The sequence below is a fragment of the Halorubellus litoreus genome (genome assembly GCF_037081675.1).
Lineage (GTDB): Archaea > Halobacteriota > Halobacteria > Halobacteriales > Natrialbaceae > Halorubellus > Halorubellus litoreus.
This window is the reverse complement of record NZ_JAZAQL010000001.1, coordinates 1,179,562-1,201,826: the sequence shown is the minus strand read 5'-3', so window position 1 is coordinate 1,201,826 and position 22,265 is coordinate 1,179,562. Positions and strand designations below refer to the sequence as shown.

22 protein-coding genes are annotated in these 22,265 nt (G+C 69.8%); 17 read left to right on the top strand and 5 right to left on the bottom strand.

Annotation, left to right across the window (positions count from 1 at the left end; translation table 11 throughout):
- Positions 1–25: 25 nt before the first annotated feature.
- Both VYJ16_RS06040 and VYJ16_RS06035 read right to left on the bottom strand, forming a co-directional pair.
- Positions 26–2,503: a DUF5059 domain-containing protein gene (locus VYJ16_RS06040; protein ID WP_336349397.1), complete on the bottom strand. Its 2,478-nt coding sequence runs from the start codon at positions 2,501–2,503 to the stop codon at positions 26–28.
- A gap of 93 nt (positions 2,504–2,596) precedes the next feature.
- Positions 2,597–3,337 (bottom strand): SWIM zinc finger family protein, encoded by a 741-nt coding sequence (locus VYJ16_RS06035; protein ID WP_336349396.1) that lies wholly within the window; start codon positions 3,335–3,337, stop codon positions 2,597–2,599.
- Positions 3,338–3,514: 177 nt separating this feature from the next.
- Between VYJ16_RS06035 and VYJ16_RS06030 the strand changes: the two genes are divergently transcribed.
- From VYJ16_RS06030 to VYJ16_RS06005, 6 genes are all read left to right on the top strand, one after another.
- Positions 3,515–3,847: a DUF7471 family protein gene (locus VYJ16_RS06030; RefSeq protein ID WP_336349395.1), complete on the top strand. Its 333-nt coding sequence runs from the start codon at positions 3,515–3,517 to the stop codon at positions 3,845–3,847.
- A 58-nt stretch (positions 3,848–3,905) separates the two neighbouring features.
- Positions 3,906–4,421: a winged helix-turn-helix transcriptional regulator gene (locus VYJ16_RS06025; protein WP_336349394.1), complete on the top strand. Its 516-nt coding sequence runs from the start codon at positions 3,906–3,908 to the stop codon at positions 4,419–4,421.
- A gap of 98 nt (positions 4,422–4,519) precedes the next feature.
- On the top strand, positions 4,520–6,076 hold the full coding sequence (locus tag VYJ16_RS06020) for a TrkH family potassium uptake protein (RefSeq protein ID WP_336349393.1): 1,557 nt from the start codon (positions 4,520–4,522) through the stop codon (positions 6,074–6,076).
- A gap of 135 nt (positions 6,077–6,211) precedes the next feature.
- Positions 6,212–7,498 carry a DUF7405 family protein gene (locus tag VYJ16_RS06015; protein ID WP_336349392.1) on the top strand — a complete coding sequence of 429 codons (1,287 nt, stop codon included), beginning with the start codon at positions 6,212–6,214 and terminating at the stop codon, positions 7,496–7,498.
- A 110-nt stretch (positions 7,499–7,608) separates the two neighbouring features.
- Positions 7,609–8,697 carry a DUF7350 domain-containing protein gene (locus tag VYJ16_RS06010; RefSeq protein WP_336349391.1) on the top strand — a complete coding sequence of 363 codons (1,089 nt, stop codon included), beginning with the start codon at positions 7,609–7,611 and terminating at the stop codon, positions 8,695–8,697.
- A 197-nt stretch (positions 8,698–8,894) separates the two neighbouring features.
- Positions 8,895–9,134 carry a DUF7472 family protein gene (locus VYJ16_RS06005; protein WP_336349390.1) on the top strand — a complete coding sequence of 80 codons (240 nt, stop codon included), beginning with the start codon at positions 8,895–8,897 and terminating at the stop codon, positions 9,132–9,134.
- A gap of 136 nt (positions 9,135–9,270) precedes the next feature.
- Here the strand turns inward: VYJ16_RS06005 and VYJ16_RS06000 are convergent, their stop codons facing one another.
- Positions 9,271–10,311: a DNA primase large subunit PriL gene (locus VYJ16_RS06000; protein ID WP_336349389.1), complete on the bottom strand. Its 1,041-nt coding sequence runs from the start codon at positions 10,309–10,311 to the stop codon at positions 9,271–9,273.
- Positions 10,312–10,483: 172 nt separating this feature from the next.
- On the opposite strand from VYJ16_RS06000, the gene thpR reads away from it, so the two are divergent.
- Complete coding sequence (thpR, locus tag VYJ16_RS05995; protein ID WP_336349388.1) at positions 10,484–11,038, top strand: RNA 2',3'-cyclic phosphodiesterase; 555 nt, start codon at positions 10,484–10,486, stop codon at positions 11,036–11,038.
- Here thpR and VYJ16_RS05990 read toward each other — a convergent pair.
- Positions 11,008–12,363 (bottom strand): hypothetical protein, encoded by a 1,356-nt coding sequence (locus VYJ16_RS05990; protein ID WP_336349387.1) that lies wholly within the window; start codon positions 12,361–12,363, stop codon positions 11,008–11,010. The genes thpR and VYJ16_RS05990 overlap by 31 nt on opposite strands.
- Positions 12,364–12,502: 139 nt before the next feature.
- On the opposite strand from VYJ16_RS05990, the gene VYJ16_RS05985 reads away from it, so the two are divergent.
- Genes VYJ16_RS05985 through VYJ16_RS05975 form a run of 3 tightly spaced genes read left to right on the top strand, consistent with a single transcriptional unit; the run spans position 12,503 to position 13,604 of the window.
- Positions 12,503–12,655, top strand: a complete 153-nt coding sequence (locus VYJ16_RS05985) for a 50S ribosomal protein L39e (RefSeq protein ID WP_227134019.1) — start codon at positions 12,503–12,505, stop codon at positions 12,653–12,655.
- A 2-nt stretch (positions 12,656–12,657) separates the two neighbouring features.
- Entirely contained in the window at positions 12,658–12,936 is a 279-nt protein-coding gene (locus tag VYJ16_RS05980; protein WP_227134018.1) for a 50S ribosomal protein L31e, read from the top strand.
- A 2-nt stretch (positions 12,937–12,938) separates the two neighbouring features.
- Complete coding sequence (locus tag VYJ16_RS05975; RefSeq protein ID WP_336349386.1) at positions 12,939–13,604, top strand: translation initiation factor IF-6; 666 nt, start codon at positions 12,939–12,941, stop codon at positions 13,602–13,604.
- A 31-nt stretch (positions 13,605–13,635) separates the two neighbouring features.
- Here the strand turns inward: VYJ16_RS05975 and VYJ16_RS05970 are convergent, their stop codons facing one another.
- Entirely contained in the window at positions 13,636–15,717 is a 2,082-nt protein-coding gene (locus tag VYJ16_RS05970) for a DUF7289 family protein (RefSeq protein ID WP_336349385.1), read from the bottom strand.
- 456 nt (positions 15,718–16,173) lie between these two features.
- Here VYJ16_RS05970 and rpl18a point away from each other — a divergent pair, with 456 nt between their 5' ends.
- The 7 genes from rpl18a to VYJ16_RS05935 all read left to right on the top strand — a co-directional run bounded on the left by rpl18a (position 16,174) and on the right by VYJ16_RS05935 (position 22,259).
- Entirely contained in the window at positions 16,174–16,350 is a 177-nt protein-coding gene (rpl18a, locus tag VYJ16_RS05965; RefSeq protein ID WP_336349384.1) for a 50S ribosomal protein L18Ae, read from the top strand.
- Complete coding sequence (pfdA, locus tag VYJ16_RS05960) at positions 16,350–16,808, top strand: prefoldin subunit alpha (protein ID WP_379762019.1); 459 nt, start codon at positions 16,350–16,352, stop codon at positions 16,806–16,808. Before rpl18a ends, pfdA begins: the two co-directional genes overlap by 1 nt.
- Positions 16,809–16,814: 6 nt before the next feature.
- A complete protein-coding gene (gene ftsY, locus VYJ16_RS05955) occupies positions 16,815–18,080 on the top strand; it encodes a signal recognition particle-docking protein FtsY (protein WP_336349382.1) in 1,266 nt (421 codons plus the stop codon).
- A 146-nt stretch (positions 18,081–18,226) separates the two neighbouring features.
- Entirely contained in the window at positions 18,227–18,799 is a 573-nt protein-coding gene (locus VYJ16_RS05950) for a response regulator transcription factor (protein ID WP_336349381.1), read from the top strand.
- Between the two features lie 279 nt (positions 18,800–19,078).
- Positions 19,079–20,485, top strand: coding sequence for a signal recognition particle protein Srp54 (locus VYJ16_RS05945; RefSeq protein ID WP_336349380.1), 1,407 nt, complete (start codon positions 19,079–19,081; stop codon positions 20,483–20,485).
- 56 nt (positions 20,486–20,541) lie between these two features.
- A complete protein-coding gene (locus tag VYJ16_RS05940) occupies positions 20,542–20,904 on the top strand; it encodes a DUF6176 family protein (protein WP_336349379.1) in 363 nt (120 codons plus the stop codon).
- Between the two features lie 116 nt (positions 20,905–21,020).
- The gene (locus VYJ16_RS05935) at positions 21,021–22,259 is read left to right on the top strand and encodes an MFS transporter (protein ID WP_336349378.1); all 1,239 of its coding nucleotides are present in this window, start codon (positions 21,021–21,023) and stop codon (positions 22,257–22,259) included.
- Positions 22,260–22,265 lie beyond the last annotated feature (6 nt).

Below are 22,265 nucleotides of genomic sequence, written 5' to 3'. Positions count from 1 at the left end.
ACCAGGGGCCGTCGTCGCGTCGTCGCTACTCCTCGACGACGATCGTCGCTTCCATCCCGGCGGCGGCGTGCGGGATGCAGTAGTACTCGTGCGTGCCGGTCGTCTCGAACGTGTGGAGGTACGACTGGCCGGACGCGACCGCGCCCGTCCCGTTCTCCCACCCGGTCTCGGCCTTCTCCTGGGACGCGAAGCCGCCCGACGCCCAGTACTCGGCGTCGCTCGGGATGCCGTCGGCCTTCGCGGTGACGCTATGCGGTTCGCCGCCGACGTGCTCGAACGCGACTTTGTCGCCCTTGCTGACGGTCAACTCGACGGGGTCGAACGCGACCGCCTTCATGTCGACGACGTGGTCCGCGTCCTCGGGAACGCCGGAGACGACGTTCGGGCCGCCCTCGAGCTCGGTCCCCTCCTCGCTCTCGCCGCTGCCGGACGCGTCGACGGGTGCGTCCTCGACGGCGCCGACGACCGCGAACTGTGCGCGCGTCGTCGCGGTCGCGTACGCCGACGCCGCGCTGCCGCCGCCGCTCCCGTCGCTCGTCGCCTCGACGAGCGCGTTCAGTTTCGCCTCGAACGTCTCGTACGCGCCCTCGTCGCCGTCCTCCAGGAGCTCGTGGACTTCGGCGTTCTCGAACGCGGCGAACGCGTCGCTCGCGATGGCGTTCGCGGCGCCACCGAAGGACCCGCCGGCGTTCTCGACGACCGCGTACGCGCCCTCGACGGCCGTCGCGTGGTACTCGACGGCGGCCGCGTACACGTCGCTGTCGTCCTCCGCGGCGGTCGTCACGCCACCGAGCGTCGTCTCGAAGGTCTCGTAGAGCTCCTCGTCGGCACTCTCGAGGGCCTCGTGGAACCCGCCGGCGCCGCCCTCGAAGAACTCGAACGCCTCCTGGACGGCGGTCGCGGCGCGCGAGCGCTTCCCGAGCGCCGCGAGGTTCGCGGCGTCGAACGCGCGAGCGGCCATGTACCCCGACGCGGCGGCGCTGACCTGCGCCGTCGAACCGGCGCCGGCCTCGAACGCGAACAGCGCGTCCATCGCGCCGGAAGCGTGCGTCTCGACGCCCGAGTCGTTCGTGTTCGACATCGCTCCCTGGAGGGATTCGAGGTGGCTCTCGAACGTCTCGTAGGTCTCCGCGTCCCAGGACTCGAACGCCTCGTGGAACCCGAGTTCGTCCGCTTCGAACCGCCCGAAGACGGACTCGACGACGCTCGCGGCCGTGTTGTTCTGGCCGGACGCGTAGAGCGCGAGCGCGTCCTCGAGGCGCGTCCGGAGGAACGACGCCTGGAGGACCGCCGCGCCCGTGCCGCCGGCGAGCGCGCCGATGCCCGCGCGGAGGTTCGACTCGACGGACGCGACCGCGTCGTCGACGCCGTCGGAATCACCGTCCTCGATGGCGGCCTTCAGTGACTCCAGGCCACCCTCGAAGCCCTCGTACGCCGCCGCGTCGGCCTCTTCGAGCGCTTCGTGGGCGCGAGCGCCCTCGAAGTCCGCGTAGATGTCGCCCGCGAGCGTCGCGGCGGCGTCGGTCTCGCCGCGTGCGGCGAGCCAGTGCGCGTCGAACGCGGCGTGCCGGTAGGCGTTCAGCGCCGCGGCGTGCGCGAACGCGGTCGACGGGCCGCCCATGCCGGCGAGCGTCGCCGCGTCGAACCCGCGCGCCTGCATCGTCGCGAGCTGGCCGGCGCCCGCGTTCTCCGCGTGCCCCGCCATCGCGTACGATCCCTCGATGGCGGCGGCGAGCGCGTCCGTGGACGCCGTCGCGATCTGCTCGGCGTCGCCCGACCCGGTCGCGTCCTGGGTCGTCTCGATGGCGGCCTCGAACGCCTCGTAGGCCTCGGGCGCGGCGATCTCGACGTCCTCGTAGGCGCCCGAGCCCTCGAACGCGGCCTTCGTGTCGGCGGCGACGGTCGCGGCGGCCGCGTACTTGTCCATGGCGGCGAGGTAGCGCGCGTTCGCGACGCGAGCGCCGAGCCGCTGGAGGTCCATCGCGTGCGTCGTCGTCCCGCCGACGAGTTCCTCCTGAGCCTCGTAGAGGTGATTCACGGCGGTCTCGTGGGCGTCCTTCGCGCCGTCGGGGTCTCCCTCCTCGGCCTTCGTCTTGAACGTGCCGAGCGCGCTCTCGAAGCCCTCGTAGTCCTCCTTCGAGGTCGCTTCGAGCATCTCGTGGGCGCCGTACTCGCCGTTCGCTTGCTCGAAGTTCGCGAAGACCTCGGCGCTGACGCTCGCGGCGGCGTCGAAGTCGCCGGCGGTGACGAGCGCGCGGGCGTCGTCGAGCCGCGAGCGCATCGCGGACCACTCCGCGGCGACGGCGACCTCCGCGGAGACGTCGGCGGCCGCACTGGACTCCTCGTCCTCGTCGCTCTCGGTGCTCTCGCCGTCGGTCGGTTCGCCGGTGCTCTCGGCGTCGGTGCTCGTCGCGTCGTCGGACGTGCTACTGCAGCCTGCGAGCGCCGCCGCGCCGGCTGTCGCGCCGAGCGAGCGGAGGAGCTTGCGTCTATCGAGTCCCATGCTCGGATTTAGGCTGGCCTAAAGCACAAAAGACCGTCGATTCTTTGGCCGACCTAAAACCGTCTCTGTCGTGCGGTTTTCGATGTCACAGGTTCACAATCGACGCTCGTCGTCGAGGCGCTCCAGGCGCGACAGCGGGAACGAGTACACGCGCAACTCGCCCGGCCGCGGCCCCTCCCGCCCCACGTGCACCGACGGGTAGACCGCCGCGACGACCGGGTCGCTCGCCGGATACGCCGCGTTCGTCTCGTATCCCGCGACCGTGACGTCCCGTCCGGGGACGCTCACGGCGTCCGCGCGCTCGGGCGACACCGCGACCACGAGCACGACCTCCTCCGTCTCCCGGTCTAACGCCCGGTCCCCGACCGCGAGCCGATGGGTGTCGCAGAGATGGGGCTCCCGCGCACCCGGCGGCACGAGCGCGAACCCGCCGCAGGACGCGCACGTCGACGCCACGTGACTCGGCGGCGCCACCGCACCCGCCGTTATCTCGATCGCGACCCGTCGCAGGTGCTTGCAGCGCGCGCCCCTGATAGCGTGGTCCGGACACGAACACCGCCCCTCCGTGACGTCGACGAGGTACTCGTGCCCGCTCTCGCTGTGCACCGCGTACCGGCCGCTCCCGAGCGCGAGCACCGTCATCGCCTCCGTGCGCGCCCGAACCGACCGCTCGTCGACGTCCGACTTCGAGCGCTCGCCGTCCGCACCGTCCACGGGGCCGTAGACGTCTTGATCGACGCCCCCGTCGGCGCCGAGAACGCGGTCGCTCGGCACCGCAGCACGGTCGTCGAACCGATCAGTTCCTGACGCGGGTGTGTTTCGAGTGTGCGTCATAGGTATCCAGGCCGCACGGCCCGTCCGGGCCGCGCAACCGTCGACTAGAAACAGGGGTTCCAGCGACTTCAACCCTCGCACGCACGCGAGCACGCGCGCACGACCGCTCTGACGGAATCGGGTCGCTGGCGGGACCGACCGAGTCCTTCAGGAGGCTCCAGCGCGTACGCGCCGGCGATGGCATCCGTGGTCGCGGACGTCGCGCTGCACGCCACGCCAACCGTCGGGCCGGCGTACGCCGCCGTGCTCGTCCTCGCGAGCCTCGGGAGCGCCGCACTCGGCGGCCTCGCGCTCGCCGCGTTCGCACGCCGCCGCACCAGCCCGTACCTCTTCGTCGCGCTCGCCGTCGTCGCCCTCGCCGCACGCAGCGCGCTCGGGTGGCTCGGGATGGTCGGCGGCCTCTCCGCGACCACGCACCACACCGCCGAACACGGCCTCGACGTCGTCATGGTCGCGCTCGTCGTCGCCGCCGTCTGGTACGCCCGCAGCATCCGCCCAACCACCTCATGACCACCACGACCACGCGTCGACGACCACGACCACGCCCCGACCACACTCCAGGACACGCATGACCGACACCAGAACCAGCATCGAACGTGCCGTCGCCACCACGCCCGGCGTGCACTTCAACGAACTCGTCCGCGACACCGCCTACGCCCCCGGACAGATCCAGTACCACGTGCGCGACCTCGTCGACGCCGGCGCGCTCGCCCGCGAGGAACTGTTCGGCCGCACGCACTACTACCCGCCCGAGTACGACGCCTTCCAGCGGCGCGTCCTCGCGCTCGTCCGCCGCGAAACCACGAGAGACGTCTTGCTGGCCTGTCTCGACGACGACTCGAACCGCCCCGGCGACGTCGCCGACCGCGTCGGCATCGCCCGCAGCACGCTCGAACACCACGTCACCAACCTCGAAGCCGCCGGCGTCCTCGAGAAAGAGCGCGACAGTCGCGGCCGCGTCACGCTCGCGCTCGCCCGCCCCCAACGCACCGCCGACCTCCTCGAGACCGTCGAACCCAGCGTCTCCGACAAACTCGTCGACCGCTTCGCGCGCCTCGTCGACGACCTCCTCGCCGCCGACTGACCGGAAACGACCACCGCGGCATCGACCGGTCGCCACTGACCGAATACCAGCGTCGAAACTGGTACGCTCTTCAATCCCCCACGACAATGACGGGACAGATGACCCGTCCGACGAGTGCGTACGTCGACTACCGAGTGAGCGTCGCCTACATCGGGTCCGTCCTCAAGTACCTCGCCGCAGCACCGCTGTTCCCGCTCCTGCTCGCCGTCTTCTACGGCGAGGACCCGCTCCCGTTCGTCGCCGGGAGTGCGGTGATGCTCGCGGTCGGCGTGCTCTTCGAGCGAGCGCACGACACGAACGACGAGGACGCCCTCGGCAACCGCGAGGCGTTCCTCGTCGTGAGCCTCGCCTGGCTCGTCGTCCCGCTCGCCGGCACGGTGCCGTACCTCGTCGCCGGCACCGGCACCGTCGCCGGCCCCGTCAACGCGCTCTTCGAGAGCATGAGCGGGTTCACGACGACCGGTGCGACCGTCCTCGGCGAGATCTCCGTCGCCCGTCACGGCCACGCGATGCTCATGTGGCGACAGCTCACGCAGTGGCTCGGCGGCATGGGTATCCTCGTCCTGATGGTCGCCATCCTCCCCGAGCTCTCCGTCGGCGGCGCGCAGGTCATGGACCAGGAATCCCCCGGGCTCTCGCTCAACAAACTCACGCCGCGCATCCAGAAGACCGCACGCGTCCTCTGGGCGATCTACGTCGGCTTCACGCTCCTCGCCGCCGTCGTCTACTACAGCCTCCACCTGCTCGACGTCGCGCCGAACATGGACCTCTACAACGCCGTCGCGCACGCCCTCACCACGATGCCGACCGGCGGGTTCTCGCCGAAAGCCCGGAGCGTCGAGGCGTTCGCGCCCGCCGTCCAGTGGGCGGTGATGCCGTTCATGCTCGTCGCCGGCACGAACTTCGCGCTGTTCTGGTACGTCCTCCGCGGCGAACCTCGGCGGCTCGTCGAGAACGCCGAGTTCCGGTCGTACCTGCTCGCCGTCGTCGCCTTCGGCGCGCTCGTCTCCGCGCTGCTGTTCGTCGGCGTCGGCCTCGACGCCACCCCCGCGAACGTCGACGTCATCCCCGGGAACGCCGAGAACTCGCTCCGACAGGGACTCTTCCAGGTGATCGGCGTCGTCACCACCACCGGATACGCGAGCATGGACTTCAACACGTGGGACGCGTCGACCCAGACGATCATCCTGTTCGCGTACTTCCTCGGCGGGTCCGCGGGCTCGGCCGCCGGCTCCATCAAGATCGTCCGCTGGGTCCTCGTCGAGAAGGCGGTCGTCCGGTCGCTGTTCACGTCGGTCCACCCCGACGCCGTCAGACCCGTGCGTCTCGGCGACGAACCCGTCGACGAGGACACCATCCTGAGTGTGTTCACGTTCGTCGTGCTGTTCCTCGCGTTGTTCGCGGCGTCGACGGTCCTCCTCTACCTCGACACCCTCCGGACGCCCGAGCTGTCCCTCACCGGCCTGGAAGCGATGAGCGCCGCCATCGCCACGCTCGGGAACGTCGGCCCCGGCTTCGGCCCCATCGGCCCCATGAACAGCTTCGAGCCGTTCTCGAACGCCGGGAAGCTCTACATGGTGTTCCTGATGTGGATCGGCCGCCTCGAAGTCGTCTCCGTGCTCGTCATCCTCACGCCGTCGTTCTGGCGGTCCTAGCGCGGGGACGCACCCGCTCTCGTGGGCGCCACCGCACCGCGACCGCAGCCTCGCGGGCCGGGGGCCTGCTCGACCGCTCGCTCTTTCGACTACCGGACCACGCAGTACAAGAAAGTGTAGTCCCTAGCGCCGCGCATGGATCCACGAGACGGTCGCGGACTCGACCGCCGCGAGTTCGTGAAGTCGGCGGTCGCCATCGGCGGGGCGAGCGCGCTCTCGGCGTGCCTCGACCGCCTCCCCGGCGGCGGTCGCGAGATACCAGCGGGCGGCGACCCGTCCGCGTTGCCCGCGCGCCAGCACGGCTGGAACGAGTTCCTCTCGACGGACGACCACGGGAACGACGTCATGGCGCGCCACCACGTCCTCGCGTACCTCGACTACGCCGGCGACGGCACGCCGACCGACGGCGAGCGCGAGACCGTCGAAACCGCACTGCAGAGCCTCGAACGCGCCTACGAGTACTCGAACGACGGCCTCCTGTTCACGGTCGGGTACTCGCCGTCGTACTTCGACCGGTTCGACGAGGAGTTACCCGAGAGCGTCGACCTCCCGGCGCCCGAACCGTTGTCGTCGTTCGAGGACCCCGAGTTCGACGAGCAGGACGTCGTCGTGCACCTCGCGAGCGACCACGCCGAGGTCGTCCTCGAGGCCGAAGAGGCGCTCCTCGGCAACCGCGACGCGGCGAACGACCGCGAGATGGACGCCGACCTCGGCGGCGTGTTCGAGAAAGCCGACCGCCGCACCGGCTTCGTCGGCAAGGGCCTCCCCGCGGAGAACAGCGACGTCGACGGCATCCCCGACGACGCCGACATCGACGAGGACGCCCCGCTGTACATGGGGTTCAAGTCCGGCTTCACGAAGAATCAGGCGACGGAGGACGCCGTCACCATCCAGTCCGGCCCCTTCGAGGGCGCGACCACCCAGCACGTCTCGAAGATACGCCTCCGGCTCGACGACTGGTACGGCGAGCAGGACCAGGACGATCGCGTCGCCGAGATGTTCTGTCCCGCGCACGCCGAGAACGACGTCGTCGAAGGCACCGGCGAGAACCTCGGCGACGGCTCCGCGGTCAGCGAGTGCCCCGCGCACCTCGACGAGACCGCCCAGGAGTACGGGCGCGTCGGCCACAACCAGAAGACCGCGATGGCGCGCGACGAGAACGACAACCCGCGCATCCTCCGCCGGGACTTCGACTCCACCGACGGCGGCGAAGCCGGCCTGCACTTCCTCGCCGTCCAACGCACGATCACGGACTTCGTGGAGACCCGGGAGGCGATGAACGGCACGGACGCCACCGAGAACCCAGCCATCCGCCAGCGCGTCAACAACGGCATCCTCGAGTACACGTTCGTCCGCCGCCGCGGCAACTTCCTGCTCCCACCGCGAGAGCACCGCGCACTCCCCACGCCCCGACCGGCGTGACGAGCGCAGCCCCCGTCCCGGCGTGACGCGTTCGACGTTCGACCCGCGAACCACGCGGTTTCGAGTCCTAAACCAGAACCCGCTTTTACGTGACTCCCCGACCCTCGTACATGGATAGACGCACGTTCCTCCGGACGGCCAGCGCCGGTGCGACGGCGAGCGCGCTCGGCGCGACGGCGGGCTGTATGGGCCTGCTCGAGACGCGCTCGGCGCGCTCCCCGCCCGTGCTCGAGGACCGCCCGAACGCGGTGTACTTCCCGACGCACATCGAAGGCATGGAGATGGGTGAGATGGCGAAATCCGGCGATTACGCCGCGATGACGATGTACTCGTACCCGCATCGCTTCTGGAACGTCAACGGGACGAGCGTCGAGAAGACCCCCATCCAGGAGGGCGACGACGCGCACGTCATGGTGAGCGTGTTCGACCCGGAGACCAAGCAGGTGCTGCCCGACGCCGGCGTCAGTATCGACATCGAGAGCGACGGCGAGACCGTCAGCCAGGAGACCATCTACCCGATGCTCTCCCAACCGATGGGGTTCCACTACGGCGCGAACTTCGACCTCGGCGACGTCGACGCGGCGACGCTCACCGTGAACGTCTCCGTCGGCGGGCTCGAGGGGAGTGGCGTGACGATGACCGGCGACTACGCCGGCCGGTTCAGCGAGGGCGCGACCATCCCCGTGGAACTACCGTACAGCGAGGCGACGAAGGAGAACATCACGTACGAGCAGACGCCCGACAGAGCCGGCGAGCTGGCGGCGCGCGGCCCCATGGAGAGGGACATGGAGATGCCGATGGGCGTCGCGCCCGCACCCGGCGACCTCCCCGGGCGCGTCCTCGGCGACCCCGCGAACGGCGAACCGAAGAGCGGCGACGCGGTGTTCGCGACGACCGTCGTCGACGCCGACCGCTTCGACGGCCGGTACCTCGCCGTCAGCCCGCGCACGCCGTACAACGGCTACGTCGTCCCCCGCATGGGTATCCAGGCGACCGTCGACCGCGACGGCGACACCGTCTTCGACGACGCGCTCGACCGCGTCCTCGACCCCGAACTCGGCTACCACTACGGCGCGAACGTCGACGTCCAACCCGACGACGACGTCACGCTCTCCGTGACCACGCCCGCGCAGGTCGCACGCCACGAGGGCTACGAGACCGCGTTCCTCGAGTTCGACGACGTCGAACTCACCGCCTGAACGAACGACCGGCGTCCTCGTCGAACTCACCGCCTGAACGAACGGCCGACGTCCTCGTCGAACTCACCGCGTGAGTCCGGCGGCCACCTCGCGCTCACTGCCTGAACGTCCGGTAGGTATCCACGTCACGCTCACCCCTGGAACGCGCGGACGGCGAGTTAGACACCCTTTTGTCCCCGCCCCGGTTCAACTCGCCTATGGACCGTCAAGACTGGACCGAGGTCGTCGTCTCCATCGCCTCGGTTCTCGTCATGCTCGCCATCTTCGTCGCCATCGGCCTGACCTACGGCGACGCCCAGGGCGTCCTCACCGTCGACGGCGGGTTCGCGCTCGCCGGCGCCATCATGTTCTTCGTGGTGTTCATGGTCGGTATCGGGTACGCGCTCGCGTACTTCACGAAGGACGGCGAGGAGGACGACAACGGCAACCCGGCCTGACCGCGGCGCACGCGGCCAGCCGGCGACTCGACCGACGAATCACATCGACGAACGAGCGCGCTGCGAGCGGTAACGCACTGGATTCTCCGCGACGGAAGTCCCAACGCACCCGAGTCGACGCGAGCGCTGCGAGCGGTCAGTCGCCGGCGGACTCGACGCGCGCCTCGTAGTACGAGAGCGGATGCTGGACGTCCGCGCAGAGGTCGTCCTTGTTCACGCAGTCGCCGTACGCGTCCATCGTCTCACAGGACGGGAGCGGGTACTCGACGCCGCGTTCGCCAGCGACGCGCTCGAGGCCGTACCGGACGCGCTGGGCGAGCACGGGGTCCTCGCCCTCGGCGACGTCGAGGAGTTCGAGGACGTCCTCGGCGTCCATCCCGATGGCGGCGCAGAACGAGCACAGCGAGAACCACGAGTGCGCCGGGAGTTCCTCGTCGTCGCGAGCGCGCTCCAGGAGCGCGTGCATGCACGGCGGGAACAGTTCGGGGACGACGCGGTCGATGTCGACCGCGACGTCGATGTCCGCGAGCACCTCCTCGACGCGGCCAACCGCGTCGGTGAGCGCGTCCGCGATGGCGTCGGGGACCGACAGCGGGAGGCCGTCGGCGACGCGGTCCTCGATCGCTTGCCGGAGCAAGACGAGTAACTCGTCGCGCTCGACGGGCACCTCGCCGTCGGCGAGCTCGCGGCGGTTCAGCCGCCACGCGTCGCCGTCGAGGTTCGACGACAACCGGAGGTACGCCGTCACGCCGACGCGGTACGCGTCCTCACCAGGGACCGGCTCGACGGCGTCGTCGAGCCCGAACTCCGACAGCAACCCCGACAGCGACACCTCGCCGCCCGACCCGTAGGAGAGGTCCGCGTGCTCCGTCACGTCCGCGCGGATGCGTTCGACCGCGGTCGCCGCCTCCGCCTGCGCGTACGTCCGCGTCACCGCTGGCTCGTCGACGAGCGACACGAGCACGCGCGCGACCGGATACGAGAGCAGTTCCGTGCGCGTGCGCCGTCGCGGCGCGCCCACGTCGCCCTCCGTGAGCGCGGCCGTGACGCGCTCGACCGCGCGGTCGACCGCCGGCGCGTCCCCGCGAGCGACGAGCTCGCCGAGGTCCACGGCCGCGTCGTCGACCGCCTCCCGCGCGCTCTCGAAGAACGGGTATCGCGCGTGCAACGACTCCATGCCAAGGGCTTACCGACCGCCGTCGAATAAGCGCGACGGTCCGCGCTCCCCAGCGCCGCGTACTCCCCGGCGTACCCCGTCCGTCGCACGGGGATTGCACCGGCGTACGGGCGCCCCGACGGTGATTGAACGGGCGTGGGGGTTTACGGTCGCGCGCGCTCGACTCGGGGGTATGCGACTGTTCGTGAGCGTCGACCTCCCCGACGCGCTCGCTCCCGCCGTCGCCGACGTCCAATCGCTGTTCGCGGACGCCGCCGGCGTCGACCCCACGGACCCCGAAGGAACCCACGTCACGCTGAAGTTCCTCGGTGAGACACCCGAGCACCGCCTGGACGCGGTCGCGGACGCCGTCGAGCACGCCGTCGACGACGCCGACGTCGACCCCTTCGAGGTCGAGTACGGCGACCTCGGCGTGTTCCCGAGCCTCGACTACATCAGCGTCATCTGGGTCGGCGTGCGCCGCGGCGACCTCGAGCTCGCACACCTCCACGACGCCGTCGAACGCGAGACCACCGCGCTCGGCTACGACCCCGAGGACCACGACTTCACGCCCCACGCCACCATCGCTCGCGTCCGCCACGGCGGCGGCAAGGACCAGGTACAGGCGGTCGTCATCGAGGAGGAACCGACCGTCGGCACTACGCTCGTCGACGAGGTCCACCTCACCGAGAGCACGCTCACCGACGACGGCCCGCGCTACGAAACCCTTCGCGCGTTCGAACTCTGAGGGAGCGCGGTGCCCGCGGCGCGCTCGACTGCGGGCGTCGCGGCCACGGCGCGCTCCGAGGCGACCGCCGCCGCCGCGGCGGTCGTCGTCTCGTTCTCCGGCAGGCCGACCGCGGCCGTGACGTTCCCGTCCACGACCGTCACGACGACGCCGGACGCCGACCCGAAGTCGGGCGCGTCGCCCGCGACCGTCGGCCGGTCGCCGACCGCGACCTCGACGTCCGCGTCGAACGTCGAGTTCCCGTCGAGCGAGACGTACGCGGTCTCGCCTGGCGCGATCGGCTCGGACAGCGTGACGTTCCCGAAGTCGAACCCGGTCTTCCCGATCGAGAGCGTCGCGCCCGTGGAGACCGCGACGTCGCCCGCGTTCTCGACCGCGAGCAGCAGGGGCTCGCCGCGGTCCGTCCGCTCGACGACCGACGTCGACAGCGCGGGCGCGTCCCCGAGCCAGTCCGGCGGCTCGACCGCCGGCGCCGTCCGGGTCGCGTTCATCGTCACCGATAGCGCCGTCCCGCCGTCGGCCGGGTCGAGCGAGAGGTCCATGGACGCGACGAACCCCTCGCGGGACACGAGGACCGTCCCGTTCGCGTCGGCGTACTCGTCGCTCGGGAGCGACGGCTCGAAGACGCCACCGCCCGTCTCGCTCTCGGCGACGCCCGTCGCTCGCAACCGGACGTACGTGCGACCGTCGCGCTCGACGGTCCCGGCGGGCTCGACCGCGACCCGCCGGAGGACGTACGCCGGGTACGACTCCGCGACCGCGACGACCAGCGCCGGCCCGACCGAGGACAGCCCCGCTCGCTCGTAGTACGCTCGCTCGGGCGACGTCGTGTTCCACGTCGCCGACCGGTTCCCGCCGTCCGCGAACCACGCGTACTCGGTCGCGGTCCCGTTCTCGAACGCCGCCAGCGCCCGCGACGCGTTCGCGCTCGCCCGGAGCCGTATCGTCGTCCGGTTCCCCGCGTCGCCCGCGAGTGCGAGGACGTGCTCGTAGCCGTCGCCGTCGTACGCCACCTCGGTGTGCGCGCTCCAGAGCGTGCCCGCGTCGACGATTCCGGACGCGTTCACGCCCGGCGGCAGGTCGCCGTCGACCGCCTCCGATGTCGTCGTGGTGCCCGCGGCGGTCGACCGCGCGGTCGTCGTCGTGGTCGTCGCGGCGGTGCTCGTCGTCGCACCCGAGTCGTCGCTGGCGGTCGTCGCCGCCTCGGCCGTCCCGTCACCGGCCGTCGTCGCGTCCGGCGTCGAGTTCGTCCCGGGCACGGCCGTCCCGCAGCCGGCGAGCGCGACGAGAAGCGCGACGAGCACCGGAGCGGCTGTCGAACGCATACGCGCCACGACAGACGCCCGCCGAATGAAAGTTCCGGCGAGCCGACACGCGCCGGAGGCGATCCCAACCACCCGACCGCGTCCATCACCGAACCGAAAGGACAACCCTATAAGGTCCCACGCGATAGTCTCGGCCACTATGAGCAAGAAGTCGAAGGCGAAGAAGAAGCGCCTCGCCAAGCTCGACCGACAGAACAGTCGGGTGCCGGCGTGGGTCATGCTCAAGACCGACATGGACGTCCAGCGGAACTACAAGCGCCGGAACTGGCGGCGTAACGACACGGACGAGTAACGATGAGCGCAGAAGAATTCGAAGAGCGCGTCGTTACCGTCCCGCTCCGAGACGCCAAAGCCGAAGCGAAGCACAAGCGCGCGGACAAGGCGATGACGCTCATCCGCGAGCACCTCGCACAGCACTTCAAGGTCGACGAAGACCAGGTCCGTCTCGACCCCTCGATCAACGAGGCGATCTGGAGTCGCGGCCGGAAGAAGCCCCCGAGTAAGGTTCGCGTGCGCGCAGCGCCGTTCGACGTCGACGGCGACCGCGTCGTCGAAGCCGAGTACGCAGAATAACGGTGCTACGCACCGCGTTCGTCGGATCGCCGTACGTCGGCGTGTTCGCTCGCGCGACCGACACCGTACTCGTCGTTCGACCGGACGTCGACGACGAACTCGTCGACGCGCTCGCCGACGAGCTCGAGGTCCCAGCGATTGCCACGAACATCGGTGGGTCCGCGACCGTCGGGTCGCTCGTCGCCGGGAACTCGAAGGGACTCGTGGTCACGGGCCGCATCCGCGACCGCGAGCGCGACCGCCTCGAGGACGCCGTGGACGTCGACGTCGGCGTGCTCCCGGGTCGTCGGAACGCCGCGGGGAACGTCGTGCTCGCGAACGACACTGGCGCGTACGTCCACCCCGAGCTGAGCGACGACGCCGTCGGAATCGTCGAGGAGACGCTCGACGTGCCGGTCGAGCGCGGTGAGCTCGGTGGCGTTCGGACCGTCGGAACGGCGGCGGTGGCGACGAACGACGGCGTGCTCTGTCACCCGAAGGCCACGGAGGCGGAGCTCGCGGCGCTCGACGAGCACCTCGGCGTGCACGCGGACGTCGGGACCGTGAACTTCGGTGCGCCGCTCGTCGGCTCCGGGTTGCTCGCGAACGACCACGGGTACGTGGTCGGTGAGGACACGAGCGGCCCGGAGTTGACGCGTATCGAGCAGACGCTCGGCTTCCTCGACTGACCCCGGTTCGGGGTCGCGAGGCGTTTCTTCTTCACGCGAGGTCGACGACGGCGAGCGGTGCACGGGGCGTCGGTCGTGCGTCGACGACGGTCTCGATTCGCCGGTCGACGACGGAGTCGAAGGACCGGTCGCCGACGGACCCGAGTTGACTGGCGGCGAGCGCGTCGCTGGCGGGGACGATGCGGGCGGTGTCGTCGGTGACGTTGACGTCGTCGTACGTGACGGTGATGACGTACCCGTTCTCGATGGGCGGGTCGACGTAGCTGAGGCCGCCGCCGGTCGCGTCGGGTGCGCCGTCGCCGTCGTCGTCCGCGGCGACCTGATTCCGGAGGGACTCGTCGAAGTGGAACTCCGCTTGCTGCTCGAACGTGACGGTCCCGGCGACGAGCGCGCCCCAGACGTCGACGCGCTTCCCGAGACTGACGGTGCCGTCGTCGGCGACGTCACCGGGCCCGTAGAGCACGCCCGTGAACGTCGTCGGGTTCGACGACGGGGCGTCCGCGAACGTCGCACTGCACCCGGCCTTGCACGCGACGACGAACGCGTTCGACCGGTACGTTCGCGTGCCGGCGTCGAGGACGCGCACGGTCGCGCCCTCGTCGACGAACAGCTGGTCGCCCGCGGTCGTCGACTCGCCGACGAACGCGTGCACGCGACCGTCGCCCTTCACGGTCACCGTGGCGTCAGCGCCGATGTCGACGTCCTCCGCGATGGCGAGTACGACGTCACCGTCGGTCGTGTCGAACACGAGTTCGTTCCCGGCGGGGACGGTCAGGTCGTCGACGTAGTACACGCCGGACTCGACGGTCGCGCTCCCCGCCGCGTACTGAACGCCCGAGGCGTCGACGGCGGACTCGTCGTCGTTCGTGTTGTACGTGCTCGCGGTCGCGACCGTCCGGTCGATGGTCGCGTCCATCGGCGGAACCGCCGGGAGCTGCGTGCCGTTCCCCCACGTCCCGCCGATGCGTTCGGCGCGCTCGCTCGCGCTCGACGGGTGCAAGGCGGTGACGGGCCCGCTCGCCGTGGAGTTGTTCACGTAGACGTCCCCGGTGACGCACTGGTCGGTGCCGGAGCCACAGGACTGCGAGAGCTCGACCTCGCCTTCCGCGTACACGTTCCCCGCGATGGTCGCGCCGTTGGCCTGCACGGCGACGCTCCCGCGCGTGAACACGGCGCCGTCGCTCTCGTACGTCGGCGCGGCGCCACCCCACGGGCCGGCCGCGCTGTCGTAGCTGTCGACGGTCGCGTGCTGGGTCTGGAGGAGGAGTTCGCCGGAGGACGCCGTCGAGAAGATCGCGCCGTACACCTGGATGCCCTCGAACGTGAACTGGCTCGGGCGGACGCCCGCACCCAGCGGTGCGGTGACCGACGCGGTCTTGGTCCCGTGGTCGACGCTGTGGTCGGCGACCGCGCCGAACTCGCGCTCGAAGAACCGATGCCACGCGCGATAGTGGTCGCTGCCCGCGACCGTGATGGTGACCTCGCGCACGTACTCGAGGTCGACGGCGCCGTCGTCGGTGAGGCAGAGGTCGTCCTGGATGGTGTCGTCGGCGCGGTCGGCGCTCGCGAGGAACTCGCGGCCGTCGACGTCGCCGGTGACGTTCGGCACCGGGAACGACACCGTCCGGATCGGGTGACCGTTCACGTGCTCGGTGCGGTAGTCGAGCGCGGGCGACTGCACGATGGTCGTCCCGCTCGCCGACCGCCTGAAGATGGCGCCCGCCTGGTACGCGACCGTGACGTCCGAGCCGGTGTCGGCGACGACCGTCCCGAGCTCGGTCTCGGCCGTACACGCCGCGCGGCCGTTCACCTGGACGCGGAGGCGGCCGTCGCTCTCGACGCGGATGTCCCGCGCCGAGTCGCCGAGGTCGACGAACTCGGTCGCATCGCCCCCGGCGTGCGCGACCGACGCGAACGTCGCGCCGGCAGCCTGGAGCGACGTCTCCGCGCTGTCGGCCGCGGAGGCGTCCTGCACGGATGCTTTCGCGTCCATCCCGGTGGCGTACACGAGGCCTGCACCGGCGACGACGAGCCCGAGCATGAGGACGACGCCCACGAGGGGTGCCGCCGCACGACCTCGCTCGCGCCGCGGGCTGCATCCGAGCGGCTGCATGATAGTTACCAACTCGACAGGATTGGAGTTAGTTAGAGACCAGCTAGGGCTGGCTCCAACGACGGGAACGAGCGCATACGCCACGGGAACGAGCGTATACGCCAGCGAGACGGAGGGGTCCCGCGAGCGAGACGGAGGGGTCCCGCGAGCGAGACGGAGCGCATCCAGCAGCGAGACCGACGCCTCCGCCAGCGTGACCGAGCGCACCGCTGCCGCGAACGACGCGTCCGCCGACGGCGACGAGAGCCGGCACCGACCGACTGCAGCGTCGACGGGACCGAACGCCGACCACGCCCGAACCCACCGTAGACGCGACCTACTCCCACACAGACGGTCGCCGGCAGTCCGCCCGCGGCCGTACCGCCGGATATTCCCGGCGCTCGCCTGGCGAGCACGCCACAGCGGCGGGATATTGAAGTGAGAAGATTCTTCCCCCTAGGCGACGGATTCGACTACATGAGTCAGTTCACTATCCGCGGGACGTTCCAGACGAAGCGCGGACGGAACAACTTCGAGACGACAATCGACGCGACGAACGAGAACGTCGCTCGCGAACACACGTACGCGAACTTCGGCAGCCGCCACGGCTGCACGCGTCACCAGGTCGAGATCGAGGAGGTCGAAGCACAATGATGGGTGGTGGCGGCGGCGGTGAACTCCAGCAGCTCTCCCAGGAACTCCAGCAGATCCAGGAAGAGATCGAGGGGCTCGAAGCGGACATCGAGGACCTCCGCGACGAGAAGACCGAGATCGACGAGGCCATCGAGGCGCTCGAGACGCTCGAGACGGGGTCGACGGTGCAGGTGCCCCTCGGCGGCGACGCGTACGTTCGCGCAGAGGTCCAGGACCTCGACGAGGTCGTCGTCGGACTCGGCGGCGGGTACGCGGCCGAGCAGTCCGAGGGCGACGCCATCGAGACGCTCGAGACGAAGAAGGACGTCGTCGACGACAAGATCGACGCCGTCTCCGAGGACATCGACGACCTCGAGGCCGAGTCCAGCGAGCTCGAGGAGAAGGCCCAGCAGATGCAGCAGCAGCAGATGCAGCAGCAGATGCAGCAGATGCAGCAGCAGGAAGGCGACGACGAGTAAGGCTCGATGTTCGACAGTCTGAAGGAGAAGCTCGGGAGCTTCCGGAAGGACGCCGAGGAGGCGGCCGAGGAGAACGCCGAGGAGCTCGACCCCGAGGACGCCGACGTTGCTGACGGCGAGGTCGTCGACGCGGCCGACGTCGACGGCGACGAGACCGCTGCTGGCGGTGAGGCGACCGACGACGTGACCGCGTCGACTGACGCAGCGACCGCTGTCGACGACGCGGACACCGTCGATGCGGACACTGGCACCTCGGATGCGGATGCCGTCGGCGCGACCGATGCAGAGACGGTCGACGCCGACGCGGCCGATGCGAGCGCCGCGGCGGTCGATGCGGACGCGGACGACGACGATACGGACGACGACGAGTCCTCGAAGTCGACGGGGTTCGCGCGGAAGGCGAAGTCGCTCGCCACGGGGAAGTTCGTCATCGAGGAGGAGGACCTCGAAGGCCCCCTCCAGGAGCTCGAGATAGCGCTATTGTCCTCTGACGTCGAGATGGGCGTCGCCCAGCAGATCCTCGACAACATCCGCGAGGACCTCGTCGGGGAGACGCGGAAGTTCACGGAGTCGACCGGTTCGGTCGTCGAGGAGGCGCTCCGGAACGCGCTCTACGACGTCATCAGCGTCGGCCAGTTCGACTTCGAGCAGCGCGTCGCGGAGGCCGACAAGCCCCTCGTCATCATCTTCACTGGCGTGAACGGCGTCGGGAAGACGACGAGTATCGCGAAGATGGCGCGGTACTTCGAGGAACGCGGCATGTCGTCGGTGCTGGCGAACGGCGACACGTACCGCGCCGGGGCGAACGAGCAGATCCGAGAGCACGCGAACGCGCTCGGGAAGAAGCTCATCGCGCACGAGCAGGGCGGTGACCCGGCGGCGGTCATCTACGACGCCGTGGAGTACGCGAACGCGAACGACGTGGACGTCGTCCTCGGCGATACCGCGGGTCGACTGCATACGAACGAGGGCTTGATGGACCAGCTCGAGAAGATCGGGCGGGTCGTCGGGCCGGACATGACGTTGTTCGTCGACGAGGCGGTCGCAGGACAGGACGCCGTGCAGCGCGCGAAGCAGTTCAACGACGCGGCGGAGATCGACGGTGCCATCCTGACGAAGGCGGACGCGGACTCCAACGGTGGGGCCGCCATCTCGGTCGCGCACGTCACCGGGAAGCCCATCCTCTTCCTCGGCGTCGGCCAGGGGTACGACCACCTGGAGCGGTTCGACCCGGACCGGATGGTCGACCGACTGCTCGACGACGACGAGTAACCCGTCGCATCGCGACGGCCACGCGGTCGTCGTGTGAAGCGGTCGCGCGGTGGCCGCGGACTCCGCGGGCGCTTCTCTGCGGTTCGTTACTCGCGGCGACGGCTACAACTGCTAAGTCACTCCACGTGTTAGTGGTTCGATAGCAGATGCCAGGAGACCAGGAGACGACCGTGCTCGTCGTCGACGACGAGGAGAAGCTCGCGAACATGTTCACGCTCTGGTTGCGCGCGGACTACGACGTTCGCACGGTCTACGAGGGGGAGGCGTTCCTCGCGGAGGTGGACGAGGACGTCGACGTGGTGTTACTCGACCGACGGATGCCGGGGTACTCGGGCGACGACGTGCTGGAGATGCTGGAGCGACGGGAGGCGGACCCGGCGGTCATCGTGGTGACGGCGATCGACCCGGAGCTGGACGTGCTCGAGATGCCGTTCGACGACTATCTCGTCAAGCCCGTGCAGCACGAGGAGCTCGTGGACGCGATCGAACTCCAGATGCGGGCGCGCGAGCACGACGCGGACCTCCAGCGGTTCCTGCGCCTCGAGACGAAGCGGCGCGTGTTGCTCGCCGAGCACCGCGAGATGGCGCTCTCGGGGGAGGCCGAGTGGGAGTCCCTCGTCGAGGAGTACGACGAACTGAAGGACCGGCTGCAGCGGACCGTCGACGACTTCGAGTCCGTGCTCGAGGCGTACCGCTCGTCGCATCGCGGTCGCGCGTAGCGCGCTCTTCGGCTCGGTCGCGTGGAACGCGGTCGCTCGCGGGTGACGTGCGAAAGTGGTGATGGAAGTGGAGGATGACAGCCAGCGTCGAGTGCCGACTGATCCACAGCCAGCGGTGGCGAGGCACCAGCTGCGTTCACGAGTACGCGATTCCCTCGTGAAAAAGTTATCGCGAAGACAGTTTCTGTCCGAGTGGTGAGGTGTTCGGCGGCGGCCTCGGTTGGTCCTCGCACGCGAGAAAAAGGCCTTTAGGTGGGAGTCACGTATCTCCGGCCAATAATGGTACTCGACGACCTCGGAAGCTCTCTGCGGGGCACGCTCGACACGCTCCGCGGGAAGTCACGCATCTCGGAGGAAGACGTCGAGGAGGTCGTCAAGGAGATACAGCGGTCGCTCCTGCAGGCCGACGTCGACGTCTCCCTCGTGATGGACCTCTCGGACCGCATCAAGGAGCGGTCGCTCGACGAGGAACCGCCGAAGGGCACGACGGCGCGCGATCACGTCCTCCGCATCGTCTACGAGGAACTCGTCGACCTCGTCGGCGAGTCCACGGACATCCCGCTCGAAGAGCAGACGATCCTGCTCGCGGGCCTCCAGGGGTCGGGGAAGACCACGTCCGCGGCGAAGATGGCGTGGTGGTTCTCGAAGAAGGGACTCCGGCCGGCGGTCATCCAGACGGACACGTTCCGCCCTGGTGCGTACGACCAGGCGAAGGAGATGTGTCGGCGCGCGGAGGTCGAGTTCTACGGTGACCCGGACTGCGACGACCCCGTCCAGATCGCTCGCGAGGGACTGGAAGCGACGAGCGACGCGGAGGTCCACATCGTGGACACGGCGGGTCGGCACGCGCTCGAGGACGACCTCATCAGCGAGATCGAGGAGATCGACCGGACGGTCGACCCGGACCGGTCGTTGCTCGTGCTCGACGCCGCCATCGGGCAGGGCGCGAAGGACCAGGCAAGTCAGTTCGACGAGTCCATCGGTATCGACGGCGTCGTCATCACGAAGCTCGACGGGACCGCGAAGGGTGGTGGGGCGCTGACGGCGGTCGACCAGACGGACTCCTCGATCGGCTTCCTCGGCACGGGCGAGGAGGTCAAGGACATCGAGCGGTTCGAGCCCGAGAGCTTCATCTCGCGACTGCTCGGGATGGGCGACCTCAAGCAACTCACCGAGCGCGTCGAGCGCGCGATGGAGGAGACGGGCGACGAGGAGGACGACTGGGACCCCGAGGACATGCTGAAGGGCGAGTTCACGCTGAAGGACATGCAGAAGCAGCTGGAGGCGATGAACAACATGGGGCCGCTCGACCAGATCATGGACATGATTCCCGGGATGGGCGGCGGCATCAAGGACCAGTTGCCGGACGACGCGATGGACGTCACCCAGGACCGGATGCGGCGGTTCGAGATCATCATGGATTCGATGACGGAGAAGGAGATGGAGAACCCGCGCGGGGTCGGGCAGACGCAGGTCGAGCGCATCGCGCGCGGCTCGGGGTGTGCCGAGGAGGAGGTCCGCGAACTCCTCCAGCAGCACAAGATGATGGAACGCACCCTCAAGCAGTTCCAGGGCGGGATGGACGGCGACATGCAGCGGATGATGAAGAAGATGCAGGGCGAGGGCGGTGGCGGCATGGGCGGCATGGGCGGGATGGGTGGCGGCAAGGGGCCGTTCGGCGACTGATCGCACGAACGATTTGAACACTGGCTTTTTATTCACTTGCTCCGTGCGAGTAACCGATGGCGAACAGACGGCTGTTCAAGTTACGGCTCGATCCGGAGCGCCTGACGGAGGTCCGAGAGCACTTCGACGGACTCGAAGACCGTCGCGAAACCTTCGAGCGTGGACTGGAATTAGAGGGGATGAACGGGGAAACGGCTTGGCTCGACGCAGCGGAGCCTGCGTTGTACTATCTCCACGAGGAGAGCGACGAGTATCCGAAGGACGTCGACCCCGACGAGATGGACGAGGCTCTAGCGGCGCTGAGCGAGGACCATCACGGCTTCTTCGAGACGGTCGCCGCTCCGGGACACGACCATCCCGAGGACTTGACCGAGTTCGAGCGGTTATTCTCGGTGTCGGCCCGCGACCAGGTCGAGTGACGCTGCGCGGCGCAGCTATCCCCGGCGGTGCAAGCCCCTCGAGTCCGCGCTGAGACGCGACGGTGACGTCCTTCGGACCACCGCCGTCAAGGCGGTCGGTCGCGTAGGCGACGGCGATGCGGGCCTCGACCGCGACTGACGGGTTTCGAGACCGGGTCGCTCGCCTCGACGCACTGGTGCTGACGGCGGGTATCTGGTTCCTCGCGAAGTTCCTGCGATACCTGTTCCCGCCGCTGTTCCCGACGCTCACCGCGGAGTACGGCGTGTCGAACGCGGTGGTCGGCGGGGCGTTCACGGCGCTGATGCTGGCGTACGCGGCGATGCAGTTGCCCTCGGGCGTGCTCGCGGACCGCGTCGGTGGGTGGCGCGTCGTCACCGTGGGGGCGCTGGTGGCGGCGGTGGCGTCGCTCGCGCTCGCCGTCCCGCTCGCGCTCGGCTCGCCGCTCCCGTTCGCGGTACTCGTGGCGGCGATGGTCCTCGTCGGCGTTGGGACGGGCGCGCACAAGACCGTCGCCGTCCCGCTCCTGTCCCGTATCTACTCGCGGCGACGCGGGCGGGCGCTGGGCGTCCTCGACACGTTCGGGGCGTTCGGTGGCGTGGTCGCGCCCGTCGCGGTGGTCGCGGTGACGACGGGCGCCCTCGCCGCGACGACGGACTGGCCGGCGGTGTTCCTCGCGGCGGGCGCGACCGGCCTCGTGCTCGCCGTCGCGTTCGCGCTCCGCGTCCCCGGGCGCGTCGGCGACGCCGGCGCGGGCGACCCCGACAGCGGAACGTCGCTCTCGGCGTACGCGGCGTTGTTCGCGGACCGCGACGTCGCCGCGTTCGTCGCCGTCACCGTCCTCTTCTCGTTCACGTACAACGGCGCCGTCGCCTTCCTCCCGACGTACCTCGTCGAGACCGCCGACCTCTCCGCCGCGACCGCCGGGACCGTCTACGCGGCGCTGTTCGCGGTGAGCGTCGTCCAGGTGGCGACGGGTGCGGCGAGCGACCGCCTCGGCCGCCTCCCCGTCATCGCGGCGGCGCTCGCGCTCGCCGCGGTCGGGCTCGCGCTCGTCGTCGCCCTCCCGACCGCGGGCGTCCTCGTCGTCGGCGCGAGCGTCGTCGCGTTCGGCCTCGGCAGTCACGGCTTCCGGCCGGTTCGGGGCGCGTACCTCGTGGAACTCGTCCCGGACGACGTCGCCGGCGGCGCGCTCGGCGTCGTCCGAACCGCCATCATGGGCGTCGGCGCCGTCGCGCCCGCGACCGTCGGCGTCCTCGCCGAAGCGTTCGGATTCCAGGTCGCGTTCGCCGCGCTACTCGCGGCGCTCGTCGGCGCGCTCGTCGCGCTCGCCGCGGTCGCGGTGCTCTCGCGGTGAGCCCCT